The sequence below is a fragment of the Paraburkholderia sp. D1E genome (assembly GCF_052682275.1).
Window position 1 is genome coordinate 70209 of record NZ_JBQYMB010000001.1, and the last position, 17828, is coordinate 88036.

General features: G+C 59.8%; 21 protein-coding genes. 10 read left to right on the forward strand and 11 right to left on the reverse strand.

Annotated elements, in window-relative coordinates:
• Positions 1 to 98 precede the first annotated feature (98 nt).
• The 9 genes from ACUN0E_RS00355 to ACUN0E_RS00395 all read right to left on the reverse strand — a co-directional run bounded on the left by ACUN0E_RS00355 (position 99) and on the right by ACUN0E_RS00395 (position 7684).
• On the reverse strand, positions 99 to 914 hold the full coding sequence (locus ACUN0E_RS00355) for a PRTRC system ThiF family protein (RefSeq protein WP_445565215.1): 816 nt from the start codon (positions 912 to 914) through the stop codon (positions 99 to 101).
• Complete coding sequence (locus ACUN0E_RS00360; RefSeq protein WP_445565216.1) at positions 911 to 1549, reverse strand: PRTRC system protein A; 639 nt, start codon at positions 1547 to 1549, stop codon at positions 911 to 913. Before ACUN0E_RS00360 ends, ACUN0E_RS00355 begins: the two co-directional genes overlap by 4 nt.
• Positions 1546 to 2274 (reverse strand): PRTRC system protein B, encoded by a 729-nt coding sequence (locus ACUN0E_RS00365; RefSeq protein WP_445565217.1) that lies wholly within the window; start codon positions 2272 to 2274, stop codon positions 1546 to 1548. Before ACUN0E_RS00365 ends, ACUN0E_RS00360 begins: the two co-directional genes overlap by 4 nt.
• Positions 2275 to 2285: 11 nt before the next feature.
• Positions 2286 to 3422 carry a PRTRC system protein F gene (locus ACUN0E_RS00370; RefSeq protein ID WP_445565218.1) on the reverse strand — a complete coding sequence of 379 codons (1137 nt, stop codon included), beginning with the start codon at positions 3420 to 3422 and terminating at the stop codon, positions 2286 to 2288.
• A gap of 99 nt (positions 3423 to 3521) precedes the next feature.
• A complete protein-coding gene (locus ACUN0E_RS00375; protein ID WP_408485317.1) occupies positions 3522 to 3740 on the reverse strand; it encodes a PRTRC system protein C in 219 nt (72 codons plus the stop codon).
• Between the two features lie 8 nt (positions 3741 to 3748).
• Positions 3749 to 4201, reverse strand: a complete 453-nt coding sequence (locus ACUN0E_RS00380; RefSeq protein WP_445565219.1) for a PRTRC system protein E — start codon at positions 4199 to 4201, stop codon at positions 3749 to 3751.
• A gap of 77 nt (positions 4202 to 4278) precedes the next feature.
• Positions 4279 to 5952 carry a PRTRC system ParB family protein gene (locus tag ACUN0E_RS00385; protein WP_445565220.1) on the reverse strand — a complete coding sequence of 558 codons (1674 nt, stop codon included), beginning with the start codon at positions 5950 to 5952 and terminating at the stop codon, positions 4279 to 4281.
• Positions 5953 to 6239: 287 nt separating this feature from the next.
• On the reverse strand, positions 6240 to 7274 hold the full coding sequence (locus tag ACUN0E_RS00390; protein WP_445565221.1) for an N-6 DNA methylase: 1035 nt from the start codon (positions 7272 to 7274) through the stop codon (positions 6240 to 6242).
• A 29-nt stretch (positions 7275 to 7303) separates the two neighbouring features.
• The gene (locus ACUN0E_RS00395; protein WP_445565222.1) at positions 7304 to 7684 is read right to left on the reverse strand and encodes a hypothetical protein; all 381 of its coding nucleotides are present in this window, start codon (positions 7682 to 7684) and stop codon (positions 7304 to 7306) included.
• An 804-nt stretch (positions 7685 to 8488) separates the two neighbouring features.
• Between ACUN0E_RS00395 and ACUN0E_RS00400 the strand changes: the two genes are divergently transcribed.
• The 9 genes from ACUN0E_RS00400 to ACUN0E_RS00440 all read left to right on the forward strand — a co-directional run bounded on the left by ACUN0E_RS00400 (position 8489) and on the right by ACUN0E_RS00440 (position 13800).
• Positions 8489 to 8683 carry a hypothetical protein gene (locus ACUN0E_RS00400; protein ID WP_408521454.1) on the forward strand — a complete coding sequence of 65 codons (195 nt, stop codon included), beginning with the start codon at positions 8489 to 8491 and terminating at the stop codon, positions 8681 to 8683.
• Positions 8684 to 8698: 15 nt separating this feature from the next.
• On the forward strand, positions 8699 to 9052 hold the full coding sequence (locus ACUN0E_RS00405) for a hypothetical protein (protein WP_445565223.1): 354 nt from the start codon (positions 8699 to 8701) through the stop codon (positions 9050 to 9052).
• Positions 9049 to 9789, forward strand: coding sequence for a hypothetical protein (locus tag ACUN0E_RS00410; protein ID WP_445565224.1), 741 nt, complete (start codon positions 9049 to 9051; stop codon positions 9787 to 9789). Before ACUN0E_RS00405 ends, ACUN0E_RS00410 begins: the two co-directional genes overlap by 4 nt.
• A 13-nt stretch (positions 9790 to 9802) precedes the next feature.
• Positions 9803 to 10147 (forward strand): hypothetical protein, encoded by a 345-nt coding sequence (locus tag ACUN0E_RS00415; RefSeq protein WP_445565225.1) that lies wholly within the window; start codon positions 9803 to 9805, stop codon positions 10145 to 10147.
• A 15-nt stretch (positions 10148 to 10162) separates the two neighbouring features.
• Positions 10163 to 11392, forward strand: a complete 1230-nt coding sequence (locus tag ACUN0E_RS00420; protein ID WP_445565226.1) for a DUF1173 family protein — start codon at positions 10163 to 10165, stop codon at positions 11390 to 11392.
• Positions 11393 to 11484: 92 nt separating this feature from the next.
• Positions 11485 to 11949 carry a hypothetical protein gene (locus tag ACUN0E_RS00425; RefSeq protein ID WP_445565227.1) on the forward strand — a complete coding sequence of 155 codons (465 nt, stop codon included), beginning with the start codon at positions 11485 to 11487 and terminating at the stop codon, positions 11947 to 11949.
• Between the two features lie 215 nt (positions 11950 to 12164).
• Positions 12165 to 12908, forward strand: a complete 744-nt coding sequence (locus ACUN0E_RS00430; RefSeq protein ID WP_445565228.1) for a Lar family restriction alleviation protein — start codon at positions 12165 to 12167, stop codon at positions 12906 to 12908.
• Between the two features lie 147 nt (positions 12909 to 13055).
• Positions 13056 to 13226 (forward strand): hypothetical protein, encoded by a 171-nt coding sequence (locus ACUN0E_RS00435; protein WP_445565229.1) that lies wholly within the window; start codon positions 13056 to 13058, stop codon positions 13224 to 13226.
• On the forward strand, positions 13219 to 13800 hold the full coding sequence (locus ACUN0E_RS00440; protein ID WP_445565230.1) for a LysR substrate-binding domain-containing protein: 582 nt from the start codon (positions 13219 to 13221) through the stop codon (positions 13798 to 13800). The genes ACUN0E_RS00435 and ACUN0E_RS00440 overlap by 8 nt, the downstream gene beginning before the upstream one ends.
• 342 nt (positions 13801 to 14142) lie before the next feature.
• On the opposite strand, the gene ACUN0E_RS00445 is transcribed toward ACUN0E_RS00440, so the two are convergent.
• Entirely contained in the window at positions 14143 to 15603 is a 1461-nt protein-coding gene (locus tag ACUN0E_RS00445) for an amidase (RefSeq protein WP_445565231.1), read from the reverse strand.
• A gap of 171 nt (positions 15604 to 15774) precedes the next feature.
• Between ACUN0E_RS00445 and ACUN0E_RS00450 the strand changes: the two genes are divergently transcribed.
• Positions 15775 to 16371, forward strand: coding sequence for a TetR/AcrR family transcriptional regulator (locus tag ACUN0E_RS00450; protein ID WP_445565232.1), 597 nt, complete (start codon positions 15775 to 15777; stop codon positions 16369 to 16371).
• A 350-nt stretch (positions 16372 to 16721) separates the two neighbouring features.
• Here ACUN0E_RS00450 and ACUN0E_RS00455 read toward each other — a convergent pair whose 3' ends face one another.
• Positions 16722 to 17651: a winged helix-turn-helix domain-containing protein gene (locus ACUN0E_RS00455; RefSeq protein ID WP_445565233.1), complete on the reverse strand. Its 930-nt coding sequence runs from the start codon at positions 17649 to 17651 to the stop codon at positions 16722 to 16724.
• Between the last annotated feature and the right edge of the window lie 177 nt (positions 17652 to 17828).

Here is a 17828-nt window from a genome sequence, read left to right on the forward strand (position 1 = left end):
ACCATCACGATCACTAACCTCCGAACAGTAAAAACGTGGCTCCCGACTAAGGGACGAGCAGCCCAAAAAAAAGCCGCTCCTCTTGGGAGCGGCATCGTTCAGCTTGTTGCCTTCGCCTTGCGGCGCTTCGCGGCCTTAGGGTCCGGCGCGGGCGCCTCGTAACCGAAGCGTGCCCACGCGGCTGGGTCGATCGGAATCGGATTCGTCCGCCCCGTTGCAAGGTTGACGAACACGCCCGAAAAAGCCAGTGATCCGGTGCGAAAAAGCGTCCAGAGCAAATTGAACGCCTGCACCGAAATCGCCTGGTTGATGACCAACGACTGCTTGCGCAGCGCGTCCGCCATACTGCATGAGGGTGTGTCGTCTCCCTTGTCATTCTTCGCGTTCAGCAGTTCCGGAAACAGGTCGCCCACGTGGGGCAACCGGTCGTGCCGTGCCTTGCCAAATTCGCCAAGAATGACCTGCCCGCGGTCCGTCTCGTTCCCGCAGTCAAGGTAATACGAACAACGCCCGCGCTTTGCCGCCTGAACAATCGCGTGCCGCGCGCGACGGGAATCGACACATCCAACGACCAGATCAGCATCGAACCTGACGCTCGAATCCACCCGTCGTGGCTCCGCGTTCCAGCGGGTCCCCATCAGGTTATTCAGGCGATTGACCATCAGAAGCGCCTTGTGCTGGCCAACGTCGTTCGGATAGAAGCCCTGCCGTCCGACATTCGTTTCGCTCACGGTGTCATCGTCAAACACGGTGCATTCGATACCACCCGGGTGCCCCAGTTCAACCATCGCATGGTGCAGACGCGCGAGACTCGGAAGAAATGCGCTTCCGGTTCCGCCTGCCCCGACAACAACGACCTTCCAGGCCCGCTGGATCATCTCCTGCGGAATGGTGTGCGTGATCGGCTGACTCATCGCGTCACCTGTGCCGAAAGCGCATTTGCCCATGGCTCAGGGATCGTGCCGATTTTCTCGAAGATCCCCTTGGCACATAGCCGCAATGCCGTCGACGGTTCCTGATGGCAATGCCCGAGCACAAGCGCGAACTTCACGTCGTGCCGGTCATCCTGATTGTCGGTACGCGAAAAGAAGGCTTCCCCCCTTCCGTGCGAATGACAATCCACCACGACACAATCACCGTCCGCGAGCGGCGGCCGCTCATAGACGAGGTAGCCGGGGCCGTGTGAGAGCGACGGCAGCGCGACAAGTCGAAACTCCAGCGTCAACGCGTTCCACACGATCCATGCACCCGCCTCGTTGGGAAGTGCTCTGCGAGCTATCTGCAGAAATTCCGCGACGAGAGCCGGTGGTACCGAACCGCAAAGCAGCTGCGTCTTCTGTTCGACGGCACCATACGGGATCGCGGTATCCACTTCGTAGCGCGCAATGCGCCTGATGATGTGAATCCACGCGCGCATGACTTCCAGATACACGCCGTCGGCAGCGACAAGCAACCGCTCCCCGGGCCCCGTCATGGCGACCAGTGGTTCACGCGCCGGCACCATGACCGACGGGAACGAACGTTGAAGAACCAGATCGACCGGGTTCACTGCGCCCTCCCGATCTTGCCGCCGATCAGGTCAGCCAGGGTCGGTTTGACCGGAACAAGAAGTTCCAGCGGGAATCCGGCGTCGAACTTGCCATCGAGCATGTCACGCCAGAACGCAAAGAAGCCCGTTTCGTAGTCGACACGCTTACCTCCCACGTTCGGATGCGTGAACGCCGAATTGAAGAAGCCCGACTCCCAGCCATCTATGGACGCCACGTCAATACGGCGTGGCACTTGAGCCGAACCAATGCAGATCTGGCCCATATCCCACGTGTTGAAGTACGGCGGTTCAAACAGCACCGAATCGAGCGATGGGCGCCCCGCGTCTTTCAACGCGAAGACACTGAAGCCCTTCGCCGCTGCCTGAAAGACGAGACCCGGGTGCGGCACAACGGCGCTACGCTTGCCCAGTTCCTTGCAATCGAAAAAGACACGGCGGGACGCAGGCGTACACCACCACGTCAGCGCGTCCGGAGAGATGGCAAGCACGGTAGGCGGGAGAAAATCAGCCTTGGGTGCCGCATTTTTGTCGAGATTGCGCAACGTCCCGAGCAACGCGTTACGGTCCATCGGACGACCCGCGCCGATCAACGGGCGGGAAGTCTTCGGGTCATGGGATACAGGATGGATGGTCGCAAACTGATCGCCATTCTGCCCCGAGTAAAAAAGAATGGCTGACGACAGCTGAACTTCGCTGCCGGTGTTGCCTTTAGCAATACCAGTCATGGGATGTTCCTCTAAACGGTGATGAGCGCCAGAAGGCGATCAAGATGGGTAAGGATCTGGAACGCGAGCGCCCAGTCGGCGTACTGGCGACGTATAGCGCCGCGGGTCAAGGCAAAGGGACTGAAACCCGAGTAGTACGTGTACTCGCCGCTCTGCGATTCCTGCTCGAAGTGATCGTCGAGGAGCTCGGCGATACGTTCGCTATTGGTTAGCGCGATACTGCAGGCCGCATAGGCAGGACTTCCGTCGTGAGCACCCTGAAACAGATCCCTCTTTCCGGCGTGCCTAAGCAACCGGGTAAGCGTGATCAGTTCAGTACACACTCGGCGAGCCATTCCGCGGCAACGGATACGCAGTTTGAGAAGCTCGCACTCGCTCAGCAGCGGGTTTTTCCGCCGCCTCCCGGCGACGGCAGCGGGCTTGCGCAGCTCATCCGGATAAAACTCCGGTTTCACTGCTGATGGCAGGTATCGGTCAGCATCTTCGCCTTCGAGACCCCGATAGTCCGCAATGAATTCCCGTACCTCATCGTCGGACGCGTTTTCGTCGCCTTCCCAATGCCAGCAGGAGAACTCGTTGAGAAACCAGCCGGGCGTCCGCACAAGCAACGTCTTCCAGGAGGCCTGGTCGATGAGCCAGAGCACACTCGGCAACAACAGTGGGTGAATCGCGCCAAGCTCATCTCCCTTTGCCCCGATAACATAGAGGTGCTCATCGGGCAGCTTCAGGGCCAGATGCAGCGGCGATGTCGGGGTGAAATCATTTCTCTCGTACTGATGCTCGATTGCATCCTGAACAGCGTTCGAGTCCATTAATTCGGCCCCGAAACAGAGACGCTGCGTGGTAGGGAGCTCGCGCTGCACCCAGGCATAGAAAGCCTGCTGGAACGCATCGCCCGCGTCGACCGGATCATTGACGTCAGCCGCACGCAACGGCCCGTGCTCGAACTGGGCAATGACGAGGTCAACGAAAGGCGCTTCCTCGCGGTGGCGGACCCTGGCCAACGGCGGGATGCCGTCATGAAGGTCCGGAAGAGTCAGAAAATCAGTGGCAGGTCGACGTCCGGCAGCGGCAACGCGTGACGATTGCCACGTCGCGCCGATGCACCCAGCGACGCCTCGATCAACCGATGAAGAATCGAGCAGCATGATTTGACATCCTCGTCATATAAAAAAACCGCCCTTTCGGGCGGTTCCTCGGAGTTGAAGCCCGAGTCCGGATCGGACAGAGCTTTGAGCAGGGTGGATTTACGCATTGGTGCCTTTGGCCCCAGCTGCACGCACGAATTTGTATCGAGCGACCTCGCCCGCCATTTCAGGACCGTCGACCGCTGCGGTCGTCAGTTCGGGATATTGAGCGGTGTACAGATCGCGAACCTGATCTGGCGAAAATGACGGCCCGGGATCCAGAAGAGTCATACCGTTGTAGGCAAACTCCCGAACCAGCGCGGCAATGCTGATAGTCATAAATTACCTCACAGAAGAAGTTGGGAAAGGTCGGTACCCGCCGGCTTGTCAGTCGCCTGCGGCATCGATACTTCGCCACCCGGTTCTGACGCTCCGGCCGAATCAGCCTCCTCGTCATCGTCATTGCCCGAAGACGGCGCCGGCAATGCAGGTGCCGTCTTCTTCGACAGCGCCTTCTGGGCCTTCCCCGCCTGGGACTTCTCAGCCTGCTGCAGGATCGCCGTTGTCGCCGCGACCTGCTCATCGAGCGATTTATGCGCGCTCGAATACGACTGAACCGCGGCAAGGAAACCCTCGTCGAGCTCGGCCCCCGTCGCCGTCAGAATCAAGGGCTGGCGCAGAACAGCCTCTTTCGAGTCGCCCTGGGGCGTCAGAAACACAACCATCCTGTCGCCGTCCATCGATAGCGACAGCACCAGCTTGCCGGTCGTGCGAACCAGCGCTTCAATTGCCTGAAACATGGAAACTCCAGAAATAAGAAACGCCGCGCAATGGCGGCGTTGAATGGGAGAGCGCTTCGGCATGACCCGAGCGCACGTCAGAACTTGAGCACCTTCGGCACCTTGCCTGCATAGTCGAAACCATCGACTGCGAGCAGGGCCTCGATAACCTCCGGCTTCGATTTCGCGAAAACCTTTTTGACACTGTCACCAAGCGCGGCACGAATGCCTAACTCGTCGGCCAGCACCATCATTTCGGACTTGGTAATCAACTCCAGAAACTCCTTGTCGAGTTTCCAGTGTTTTTTAAGGTCAAGCTTGTGGGTTTTGCAGAGTTGCGTAAGGTAAGTGACATCGAGCCCGTCGATCGCGGAGAAGAGCATTCCGATCATCAGGTTCGACTGAGCATCGGCGCTTGCCGCCTGCACCGCTTCGACAGCCTTGGGCAGGTTGGCGATAGGTGAGTCCGTGCCGGTGATCCGCTCGAACAATTTGCGATAGACAGCATCGTCGATCTGTCGGGCATGACCGCTGAGCACGACGGCGATCAGGTACTGGCGCGCCAGATCATGATCCATGCCGATGTCGGCACGCAGGGCCTTGCGCCACAGCTTCACACGATAGGACTTGACCCTCTCGGATTCGGCCACAACAGTCGCAGTCGGATTACTCGCGGCCACCGTAGTGGCGGATGCGGCACCCGCCCCTTTCGTCCCCGGTTTGCCCTTGTCGGCAGCAGTCTTCTGCGGCGCCGTTGCAGTTTTCTCAGCCTGAATACGGGCGCCGACCTTCTTCATGTTGCAGACCGTATCGAAGCACTGCCCTCGATAGACCTTTCCCATGGCGTCAGGCAAACCGCTAACCGCAGCACCGTAGTTCGAGCAGGCGTGGCAGGCTTTCGCCTGTTCCAGCCCAACGCCTTTCGGCCCGTCTACAGCAAGTTGAACGCGGGTGTTGTTATCACCTGCCCGGACGATTCGCACCACCTGAAACTCTTCGCGCAACGGTACCGCGATCGTTTCAAGCTGCTTTTCCGTCTTCTCGTTGAAGCAGGCTCGGTTGGTACAGTTGCCTGTCCCGATCGCTTCGCCAAACATCTGGGCCTGAGTCGACGAATTGTGCGGGCAACCCGCGCAGTCCGCCTTGTCAAAAATCGCTGAAGCCAGTGCGCACGACGCCGATTCGACCAGCTTGCGCACATCTGCGGCCGACCGCTTCTCAGCGACGACAACAGGCAGGACCCTGTCCTGATTCTCCTTCGAGAGCGCGGCCAACAGTTCAGCGTGAGCGATGCTGATCTGTCGCTGGCTGAGTGCGTCGAGCACTGCTGTGGAACAGTTCAGCAGCGCGAGGCGGCCATCCAGTGTAGAGCGCGACCACCCAAGAATCTTGGCCGTCACGTCGCGATCGCCACCGTGCAATCCAAGCAACTCAGCGGCATCGACAGCTTCTTCAGCGGGAGACAGGTCGTCGCGCTGAATGTTTTCAGTGAGCGCAATACGGCGCGCCTCGACATCATCGACCACCCTTACAGTGATGGGCATCGCATAGTCCCCCCCGTGGGCATCTAACGCTCCGCGGTAACGGCGACCACCAGCGATCACCTCGAAATCGTAGTCTTCTTCAACTACGGGACGAACGATGATCGGCGTATCTACGCCGTGCGCCCGGATCGACTCGGTGATTTCCGCCATCTTCTTCGGATCGAAGTACGTCCGGGGATTGCGACCGAGCCTGATGCGCTTGAGGGGAGCAGTGAGTTGTTGTTGCATTGCAGGTTCTCCAGAGAGGGAACCTGCCCCCGATCGGGAGTGGTTCCCGATGGGTTTAACAAACGGTTGCCGGGCGAGCCGGCGGATCGATGCGTCAATGACGCTGAAGGTAGAGCAACGATACAGTCAGGTGTCTCAGCGGACGCGGCGGAAAGACGCAAAAAACATGGCGTCTTAGAGACTTGCCGCAGGCGAAAAAAAGCCAGATCTCGCGATCGGGCCGTAGCACACGTTACTTCATGGTGGATCGCTCCACAGAAAAATACTAACTTGCGAAAACAACTACGTCAAAACAGGGTCATCTGCTCGATACGATCAAAAATCGTGTTCTCTGCTTTCACAGCAGTCGCCTGCCCGGTCAGCTCTTCGAACAGGGCTGCTATAGATGTTTGTGCGTCGAACTGCATCTCCGCACGATCAGCATCGACCGCGACGGCGACGTCGCCTTCCTCCTGTTCAGCTGCGTGATGCTGTCCATCAGCGGTTGAAGCGACCTCCGGAACGGCCAACCCCGGCGCGTGTCCGTCTGGAGCCGTCGTTCCCGGTTCGTTGCAACTGCCCGGCGGCTCCGCGTACCCGGCGATGATGCTCTTAGCCTCCGCTTCGCGCCGTCGTCTGAGTTTGCGACCCCAACCAAGCATAACGTGCGCTGGCGTGTACCAGACACCCCACACCTCGAGTGAGAGGCCGTTACCGTGCACAACGATGGCCGGGATACCCAACAGCGACAACTGGACATACGCCATGTGAACACAGCGTTGATCGATATCAACGCAGGTAGCGTGCAGGGTCTCGGGGTAATTCAACCCGACCTGATGCATTGCCTGAGCCGTCGCGACCACCATTCCGGCCGACCCACACGCCGGTTCCTGGAGGGTGACGAATCCTTTCTCCCGAACGGAAGCGGCGTCGCCGACGGTCATCATCGCGATGAGCAACGAGACGCTATAGGGCGTGAAGAACTGCCCTGCGCGATCGTTCCCCAGCTCCAGCGCCATAAAGATCTCGCCGAGCACGTCGCCCAGGCCGTCGCCCGGAATCCCGGGACATCCCGGATCGCCAATCGCATCCACGCGCGTGCGATAGCACATCTGCAACGCCGCAAACATCGCGGCAAACCGCTGGACCTCCTCAGCCTTGTACTTGCCGACGATGTCCAGGTAACGCTTCTCCCGCGCATCGAACTGCGGGTGATCGAAGCGATTGCTGAGCGCTAGCGCGCACATCTCGACGAAGTCCGAAAACACCGTGTACGGGTCATGCGAATGCGAAAACTCTCGCATCGATTTGATGAGTTCGGTCTTGTAGGGGTCGCCGCCCATTGCAGCGCGCTCGACTCGCTGGCGCCGGCTCATTGCTGCTCTCCAGCCGGACCGCGAATTCCGCCCAGCTGCGTTGCCAACACCAGCCACAGGCGATCAAAATCCGGCGCTTTGCCCAGCAGTAGCGAACGTTCGATATCGAAGCCTGCCTGTTCGAAGACCGACTTACGGTCAACGACAGGCCGTGCAGCTCCGATGGCGAACTGCTGCCGTGCCTTGGTAATAATGCGATCGGCGAGGACTGAATACGTGCGCTGCAATTCCTCCACGATCTCGCCGGTACCGGGAACCCTGACGGCCGGATCACTCATATCCGCGAAGAGGCGCTTCTCCGTCGCAGCGATTGCGCTGTAGTGACGCCATGCCGCAGTCTGTGCGTCGATGAAAGTTTCGATGAGATGGTTGTACATGCCTGACTCCTGAAACGGACGAGGCATGCCCTTTGGGGACATGCCCCAGAGGGATAGGAAAACGTTGGATTGAGCGTGCCTACACAACGTAGTGCTTGCGCACCCGCCGGCGGCGCTCAGCAAACGGCCGACCGCCAGTCACCGAAAGCGGTGCATGAAACACCAGGTGACGTAGCGCGGCTGTTCGGTAAAGAGGGCTGTACTGGTCCCTTGATCGGACGATCTGCAGAAGCACCGCCTGAGGCAGGCCGTTCGTGTGGCAGATCATCTTCACAAGGCGAAGGATTCGCAGTGACTTCACAAGTGCTTCCGTTGCTGTAAGACGGAAACACATCCGCAACGGGCGTGAGTCCCGTCGGGGTTAAGAATAGGCTCGCTCTGCGCGGGCCAGGTCGATGCGTCAGCGACGCAGTGGATCGAGTCATCGTAGCCGGTTGCTTACCGCAAGGAGGTCCGAATGCGCCGACAAACCACCCAGCTTTTGCCACGCCCAGGTTATCCACAGAGTGGATGGGATAAGCCTGTGGACAGTCCGTCGAATCACAGTCCCGACGTGCCCTTCGTCGGCGGTGCCTGCAAATTGCGCAGCATGCCCGTGCGTGCAACTCGTTACGCGCCCTTAGCCGGAATGGTGCGGGAAACCATACAGCTTTCGACCTAAGCGCGACAACGAGCCCGGGTGGTTGCCCTGGCATCGTCACGAAAGCTCCCGAAATCGCCACCGCTTTCGCCCGTCCATTGGCTCCACATCCGGCAAGAATCAATGCACGCGCACGCACGTGCGTTCCCCTTCCCAGGAATGCCATGACCGAACCGATCGAGCAGTGGGACCCTGATTCGCTGAAGCTTCGCCGGGTCTATTACCAGACGGATGTCGCCAGCTTCGGCGAGGGCGTGGTGACCGACCATGATCTCGAGACCGGCATCGTCACTGTGATGGACGACGGGGACCAATCGTTCTGGCGCGGCCAGGAAGATCTGGTCGAAGTCATCGTTTAACGCCATGGAAGACACATGCACAAACTGATCGCGAAATTACTCCACCGCTCTCCCCCTTCCCACGTCGAGCGACTGGCAGGCCGGGATTGCCGCCGGCTGATCAAACGAATCGACGAAACCCGCGAACTCGTTGAACTGTTGCAGGCGCAGGCGCCCGATCTGTTACGCACGCACCCATGGGTTCTGCTGTGGCTCGAAGACAACGATTCGCTCCTCGTCGAGCTCGCCGAAGCCATCGGCGAACCGTCGCTTACCACTGACTCGCGCCACCGCTCCGGTATCTGGCTCCGACCATGGCCATTGCAGCCGCTACCGGCGCGCACAACAAACCCTGACCACATCGAATCGCAAACCATAGGCGCAAAGTGACCAATCTCCGAATCCGCAATCAGTTCTGGGGCTCCGCCGCCCTCGTTTCAGCCCTCTTCGCGACGTTCTTCGCGGTCATGATTGCGGTGACCGGCGGTAGCTCGCCAATTCAGGCCGCAGCTCTTGCCGCACTTACAGCTTTCGCGGTCGAGTACGCCCGTAAGCAAAAGCTGGCCAGACTCCGATCGGAGCTTGCGCAATCCGCCCGATCGACCGACTGCCTTGTCCTGATCAACGGAGTCGTCGCTGGTTCTATTCCCGAGCCGGATTACATCGAGCTGCGCATCCAGTCGATGCTCGATCCCCGGAACTATGTCGGCCAGTTCATTGAGGTCGCTCGTTTCCTCATCAAATGTCTCGTGGTAACTGGGATCGCAATGCCGGTGCTGCTGTTCTGGTGGTTTATTGTCGCCACGGCTCTTGCACCGGAGAACGTTCTTCACAACCTGATGCCGTTCTACAGGATCATGGCCGCCGCGCCCTCGATTGCTTCGACGACGCTGATGCTCGGCCAACTGGCCAGAACGGTTCTCACGATGACGGCGACATTCAGCATGCTCGTGAGCGGAGCGACGGGCTTCTTCTCGAGCCGTTTTCCCATCACAAACGTCTTCCAGCGGGCGGTAGACGAGCGACTGCGCCGCATCACGGGCACTGTGGCCAGGGGTGACGTCGGTGTGTCGCGCTCCGTTGACACCTCGGCCGGTAACAGCGGCCGCACCGCGCGCGCGGCCTGAGAACGACGCTCTCATGCCTTTGTTTGAATACTGGCCCCTGGCGCTCGCAGCCGTCCTCGTTGGCGAGGTTGTTCAACGGCTGTGCATTTCTTTCAACGTTCCATCGTGGATAGGGTACGGCGCGCTCGGTGGCGCGCTCGCGCTTGCAGCCCTCGTCGCCTGGTGGTCTCGGGTCGACGAACGACGCAAGGCCCGGGAATACGAAGAGGAACGGATCGCCATCGAAGCTGAGCGCGAGCGGCTGCAAGCCCACTACCCTCATTGCCACGCCACGCGTCTGACAAGCGGCGAGTGGTTTCTTACCGACAGAGCGACCGGTCGCGAATATCAGCCCGAGCGTCCATTAGCGGTGAACTGATCGAACGGAGTCGTCATGCCCAACGTGTCTTTCGACAACGCGGAACACCCGCTGAGCGACGTGCAGGAGAACCCGGCGCGCTATGTGTCACGGCTCGAACGCGCCAAGGTGACGCCCGGGTATGCCATCTGCCTGTGCGCCACGCGTGCGGAGCCGCTTCGCCTCGTGATCCGGCGCTACGGAAAGTTCTGCCACCTCGCGGGATGGCCTGAGGATGGCCACCGCCACTTCTCCGGCAGCGCAGGCCAGCCGGCATGCTTGTTCTACAAGGACCTTGAGACACAATCATCCGCCGCAGGAGGCGATACAAGCGCTGCTATCGTCGTCACGCCGATGGGGATCAACGCGAAACTCGATATCGCGCTGGCACAACGGGAGGTCTCGACCGGCACGCAGCGCACCACCGTCGCTGGCCAGCCGACCACGTCGCGCCGCGCGGCGACGTTGCTCGCCTTCCTCCAGACGTTGTGGATGGCGTCGGGCCTGAACCGGTGGAACGGTCTCGCGACAAGTCGCCATTGGGCCGCCTGCAACGCGATGCTGCTCACCGAACTCGGCGACGCCGTAGTTAACGGGGAATCCGCGCAGAAAGCGCTGTACGTCATGCGTCGGTACGAAGAGGCCGACCGTGCAGCGATCAACGCCGAGTTCGATGCATTTCTCGACGGCATCACCATTGAGGGCAAAACGAATCGTCGCGGGCTGATCGTCGGCGAGATCAACGAGCTCGCGCGCACGCAGTATGGTTACGCGCTCAGCCTTCGCCAAAGTGCCCGGAAATACTATGGAAGCACTGATCTGATCACTCATGCAGAGAAGACCTTCCCCCACGCGTGGCGCGCTCTCGGCGATCGCAGCGCGCGGGTCGTCGCGATTCTCCTCGTTGAACGCACCTCGAAGGGGCACCTCCGGTTGGTCGATCTCGCCGCGATGCTTTGCTCGAACGCATTCATTCCGTGCGATTCGATCCACGAGGTCGCGCTCGCAAACAGACTGGTAGCAGAACATCGCGCCTTCGAAAAACCGATGCGCACGGCGAAGGGCGACGACATGCTGCCGGACTTCGAACTCACCGACACGCCGCAACGTTATCACGTCGAGGTGTGTGGCATGAATGGCATGCCCGCCTACGAAGCGCGCAAGGAAGCGAAGCGCGAGTTGCGGCACCAGCGCGGCATACCCGCGCTCGAGTGGGATGTCGACCGAACCCCCGTTTCGCGGGTAGTGCTTCCGCCGGCCAGATAGGCGGATTCGCCGTTGATCCTGCAGCTTGACTTCTCTCGCTCACAGGCAATCTGGATTTACGCCGGCTTTCGTCGGCTTCACCGGAGATCCACGTGCAAGGCAAATCCTTCTTCATGAACCGCTTTATCTCACGCTCGAGTGAGTGGCAATGCCGCTATGCCGCTCTGGGCTCAGCATGGCAGAACGCCCAGACGCTGTCCGGCGGCCGCCAGGTCGTCGCTGCGACGGCCGACGCGAGCGGGATTCGCTGCGTTTTCTTTAGCAGCCTGGGATCGGTACTCGACTTCAGCGCGAGCTGGGCTGAACTCGAGAGCGCGAAGACATGGTGGTATTTCACGATTCGCTGGAATTTCTGGCTCATGAGCGACGAAGGCAGCCTCGGTGCCTTGCGCGCTGCGGGCTACGATCCCACCGACAGGAAGATCGCCAGCCCCAGCACGTCGGTCAACCGCCGTTGTGAAAAAAGCTTCGAGGCGTTCCTCGACCATTCAGAAGCGCTCTTCCGCCAGGATGTGGGCTCGTTGCTGTCACACACCGCCCTGTCCGATCAGACATAGCACGCGGATGCGATGTCACGGGTCGAAATTCCAGCATCGCACTGACGGCGAGTGCTTCCGGCCGGGCAACGGCGACGTTTTAATGAGCGATGTGGGCAAATCCCTGGCCGACCGGTCAGTCCCACTTCACCAAGGATAAAAGGGGACCTATTGGGTCGGACCTAACAGACGGGTATATCTGGATTAATCACTGATATTAAGGTTTGGAATGCGCGTTGTTCCCGCTTTTGGAAAAAACCTACAGAGGCAATAATGCAGCCAACTTTCTCAACATTTATCCTTCCCGCATGTACGAGCAACTTTATCCCTGTGACCATTGCGGCGGTCGCCCCACCGTTGGCCGTTCGCAGCGGGCCGCAGCGCAACTCGGCGACGACGGGTTCGACTATGGCGGCTTCGGTCGGGACATGGGGCCGCCGGAAATCGGCGATACCATGCCCCGACCGCCGGGTGCCCCCCAGATCGAAAAAATTGTCAACATCCACTGCGACGACTGCGGCATGGCGACGCCGTGGCATCCGGTCGGCGACGACATGGACCGCGCACTGGATCATGTCGGCCTGATCTGGAACAGGCGATTGAACCGCCCCCCCACCCAGACGGCTGACATCCAGAATCTCATTGAGAAAGAACTCGGCGCAGCAGACATACAGTTTGTACTCGACCTTCTGGCGCGAACAGAAGACGAGTGGGCAACTCGAGGGCCGATTTTTGCGATGCTTGCGCGGCGGCTGGTTGACGCGACTGTTGTTGCGGCCGATTGCTGGCCCATTGAGCCGATCCTCAAGGACGCCGCGCGCTACCGAAAACTCGCTCACCACGCGCAGTCCGTGAACATCGACGGCGAACGCTATATCCAGTTTCCGAAAGTCTACAACCCGAACCGAGATCCGTACGTGATGTACGAAGTGGAGGCCGCTGCCGCGGTAGACGGGTTACCAGATCGAAAGCGCTGGTGAATCCCACCAGCGCGCAAACTAGCGACCCGGCCTGCAGCCGGTCCGAATCACATCTACCTTCCGTACCGTGCGTGCGGGATGCGATGGCCGTATTGGTGGTCCCTGTGCTGCAGCAAGACCTTTATGCCTTTTCACCGAATCTTCACCATGTCCGCCGTCAAGACGCACTTTCAGGATCTGCCAGTCGGCATGGACCCAGTCCAGCGGCTCGAAATCGCGCACCAGCATTTCGACGTTTGCGCGCGGCTCGTCCAGCAGCAGCTCCTCGCGTGGTGCGATCGCATGATCGGCGTGGTCGACGCGGGTCAGCGTGCCTGATGGAATGGCCCTGACGCTCGCCCGCTCGCTGCTGGCGTTCCGCGAGGCGTACCCGTTTGTCGATCTTGAACTGGTAGGAGAGAACCGGATGGCGGATGTGGCCGCACGTGAGGCTGACATCGCCGTTCGTCTCACACGCTCCACGTCGAATGTGCTCGTGGAAAAGCATCTGGCCAGTTTTCGGTTCGCCTTGTTCGCGTCCGCCGATTATGTCCGGCGCCACCTGCCCACACGGCGGCTTGGTAAGGGCGAGGCCGCAGCGCATCCGTTTGTCGGACTCGACGAACGCTGGAAGGGTCTGCCGCATGAGCAATGGACGCGTTCGCTTGGGGCGACGCGATTCGCCTTCCGTTCAAGCTCGATGGACGCAATCGTAGAGGCGGTTCGCCAAGGGATCGGCCTTGCCGCATTCCTCGAGAACGATCCGCGCAACATCGACCTGATTCGCGTCGAAACCGATGTCGCGGGACCCATTCAACCGTTCTACCTTGTCTATCACCGTGACCTGCGCAAGCAATCGCACGTCCGCGCGGCGGTGACAGCAATCGAATCCTACGTGCGGGGCCATCGCTAACCCTCGGGTTAGGCTTCTCATTGCGTGAATAGTCCGATTGCTCAAACGAACGTCCGGGCACTCTGGATAAATCGAATGCATGGCGTCGGCTTGCGTACTCGGTTGAGCGACGAGGTCCGCGTGGAAAGCAGTCGTTCCGATATCCGACATTTTTCACTTGTGAACGTCTCAAATTGGCCGAACTCGGCCCGACGCCAATCGGCTCAGTTCGACCCCAAACGGACCTTCGCCCATCTATAACGAAGGTCCGTTGCTGGCTTGTAGTTGCCGGGTTTCCACGGGCAGGCCCATGGAACCGCCGCATCGCGTCCTAACCAGTGATGTAGCGAGGAATCGGCATTTTCAATCCATCGTCGATCCCACCCATATACTCGGTTTCCGCGTCGCCCACGGCAGATTTCGTTCAAGTTGACCGGCAACACGAAAGAGTAAATCCTCCCGACCTGCCGATGCGACGAACTGCATGCCGATGGGCAAACCGCTTGCTCCGTCGTTGAAGAGCGGTACCGACATTGCAGGTAATCCGGCTGCGTTGAAGACTGGCGTGAACGGTGAATTGCCAAATACGCGACTAGTCCATTCGTGCCCGTTCATTGTCTCGGCACCCAGCGCGTACGTGCCGATGTCCGGCCCGACATTGGGCAACGTCGGTGTCAGCAACAGATCGTAGCGGGAGAAGAACGATGACACGCAGCGGGTTACTGCGTTTCGCAAATCAAGCGCACGGATGATTTCGATGCCACTGATTTCAAGCCCCGTTCGATACACTGCGAGCGTTTGCGGCTCAAGCGTCGTCGCGTCGATCTTGCGCCCCATCGCCGCAGCCATATCTTCTATCCATGCAGTGATGTTGGCAGCCCACAGGACCGAGCTTGCATGGACAAACGCATCCCAACTGACGCCCAAAGGCATCCCTGCTTCTTCGACTTCGTGATCGAGCGATGCGCAGAGCCGCGATGCTGCCGCCAGACAGTCAAGAATCGCGGGGCTCGTACGCTGCCCACCCCATGCCTGTGACACCATGCCGATCCGCAAGCTTCCCGGCGCCGTACTGACCTGCGCGAGATAGCTCGCTGACGGTGGCGCGATCATGAACGCCTCTCCGCTGGTCGCTCCATGCACGGCGTCGAGCAATGCCGCGCTGTCACGCACCGAGCGACTGACGCCGAGCTGTGCTGCAAGTCCGTTGATTGTCTCGTCGAGCGAAGGCCCGTTCGAGACGCGGCCACGGGTCGGCTTGAGGCCGAATACGCCACAAGTGGCCGATGGAATGCGAATCGAGCCGGCCGCGTCGGTTGCGTGAGCAAGCGGTACGATGCCGGCGGCGACTGCCGCCGCAGCACCGCCGCTGGAGCCACCTGCGCCATGCGCCGTATCCCATGGGTTGCGCGTTGGGCCGCACAGCACGGATTCCGTCGTGCCGCTCCACGCGAACTCGGGGGTAGTCGTTCGTCCCAACGTAACAAGCCCAGCGCTGCGGAAGCGCTGCATCAGGATCGAATCAGCGGCGGCCGTGAACCCTTCAGACAGACGGCTGCCGAATTCGAGCTTCCTGCCGGCCATCGTCACGCCGACATCCTTGATCAGGAACGGCACGCCTGCGAGTGGCGATCTACTTCCCAATTCGGGTGCAAGGTCCGCCGGCTCCGGCTGCCAGGTTTCGATCACTGCGTTGATGTGTGGGTCAGCCGCTTCACATGCACGAAGGGCAGTTTGCGAAAGCTCTTGCGAACTTACTTCTCCGCGGGAGACGAGCTCGCCAAGGCCGACGGCGTCGTAGCTCACATACTCGGACAGCTTCATGATGATTTTCTCCAATGACGGATGATGGCGACACGACCCGGCACGACCACGGAGCCATCATGGTATGATACCGGTCGGTATCTACGAGGTCCGTATGTTGATACCAATCGGTATCATTGTCAATGCGATATGAAAAATTTTCAGATTGTCGAAAAGGATGTGGAGCGCCCGTTGCCGCCGCGCGAGCGTGTTCTAGCCGCTGCGGCCGAGCTGTTTTACGCCGAAGGGATTCGTGCAACCGGCGTCGAAGCAATTGCCGCGCGTGCCAACACCACAAAAATGGCGCTGTATCGCCATTTCCAGTCCAAGGATGCCTTAGTGGTCGAATGGCTGCGAAAGGTAGCGGCCCATTATTGGGCTGCATTTGACGCTATTGAGTCGGCTCACGCGGGCGATTCTCGAGCACAGATTCTCGGCTGGGCGACCTTCATAGCCGACGAAGTCGCCGCGTGGTCGCATCGCGGTTGTCCATTTATCAACTCGATCGCGGAACTGCCGGATCGCAATCATCCGGCTCGCCAATTGATCGAGGAACACAAGGCGCGTCAGTTGAAACGTCTTGCGAGGCTGTGTAAATCAGCGGGTCTCGCGTCGCCCGACGATACCGCGAGCGAAATCATGTTCGTGCTGGAAGGGGTGCAGGTCGCCGCCCAGAACATGTCGGTGAGCAATATCGGCGTATGCCTGCCGCGCATCGTAGAGGCGATCGTCGCGCGGCAGTCGGCATTGCCACGCGACGCCAAACGAAGGACGCCGAAAAGGAAGTAAAAGGCGAGACCTGCCGAGCGGCGAAATCCCTCGGCATAGGTGATTGCATCTGCGAGTTTGTTCGCCGTGACGCGCTTGCTCGTTGCCTGTTCCAATATCTGTCACAGGCGACGGCGTGGGATAGATGCCGGGGATACGTCACGATGTGTTTCGCGTCACATCGATGGTGCCAGATAGCGGCCGTTGGGCGCATTGTGTCGAACGACCGAAAGTGGCCGGTCACCGGCTGTCATCGATCGGCTGCACGCAACCCATTACTGCCGCCTCTCGTAAAAAATCGACGGGCCGGAGTTCGCGCTGAAGCAGACAGCTAGCGGGGTGGGCGATCGTGGTCAGCCAGGATGAATTGATCAACCCCGCCGCGTTGTAAGGAGGTCTGCCACCCCGGCGCGGAAGGCAATTTCCCAGATATATCTACGAGAATATTCAACACCTACCCGCTGATGAAGCACTGTGCGCAAACGCGCGTTCGTCCAGTGATCAGCGTCTATGCCGTGCACTCGCGGCGAGTCCTTAACAGTTTCCGCAAGCCATGCCAGCGTTTCATTATTGATCGTCAGGCGCTTCTTCTCCGTGCGCTGCTTCGGTGGTCGCATCCTGCGCTCCAATCCGAGCTTCCCGACGAGGGTTCTCACATGTCCGCTGGAGTGGTAAATGCCGAACTTGTCGTTGATCAGTTTTTGAACATCCCCGTTTCGCCAGAGCTCGGTTTCATAGCCGTGGCCCATGGGGCTGCCTTCCAATTCCCCCCGTAACCACTCAAGGGCTTCGGGGCCAAGCGTGGCTTTGCGCCCGGATGACTTAATCTGTTCAACAGCCTTAACGCCATCAACAACCACCATTGATTTGTATTTTGTAATGGTGCGCGCGCTGATGTTGAGCGCTTTCGAGACGCGCTCGACACTGTCCCCATCGAGTAGCATCTTTGCAGCAATCCTTCGGCGCATAGCATAGACGTCGCTCCGCGATTTCTGAGCGGTAGCAGGCGACGCCTTTTCTAAAGTTGAATAGGTGAGTCGGTATGCGAGGCCGTAACCCCGAACAAGGTAGCCAACATGTGAGGCTGAAAACTGGACTCCGAAACGCCGAAAGATCAGTTCGCGCAGTTGGCTTATAGTCCAGGTCGGCCCCGGATAGCCGTGAAGCCCAGGAGAGTGCTTGATCGCGCTAACGAGCCAGCTTTGCGAAGCATCATCCAGTCGCGAGGGTCCCCCGTGGATGCGAAGGCGAACAAGGGCGTCAGCGCCGTCCCTTTCAACCAGGCCCTTGTACTTGCTCACAGTCGGAAGACTCAGCCGAGCCTTCCTGGACACTTCGCTAGTACCCTCACCATTCAACAAAAGCCTGGCGGCAAGAGCCCTACGTTGTGCCAGAGGAATATCGTCTATCTGTTTGCCCATCGTCCTGAACGATGTAGATACCGCGAACCGCATCGGAAAGGTTGACACCCGAAACGG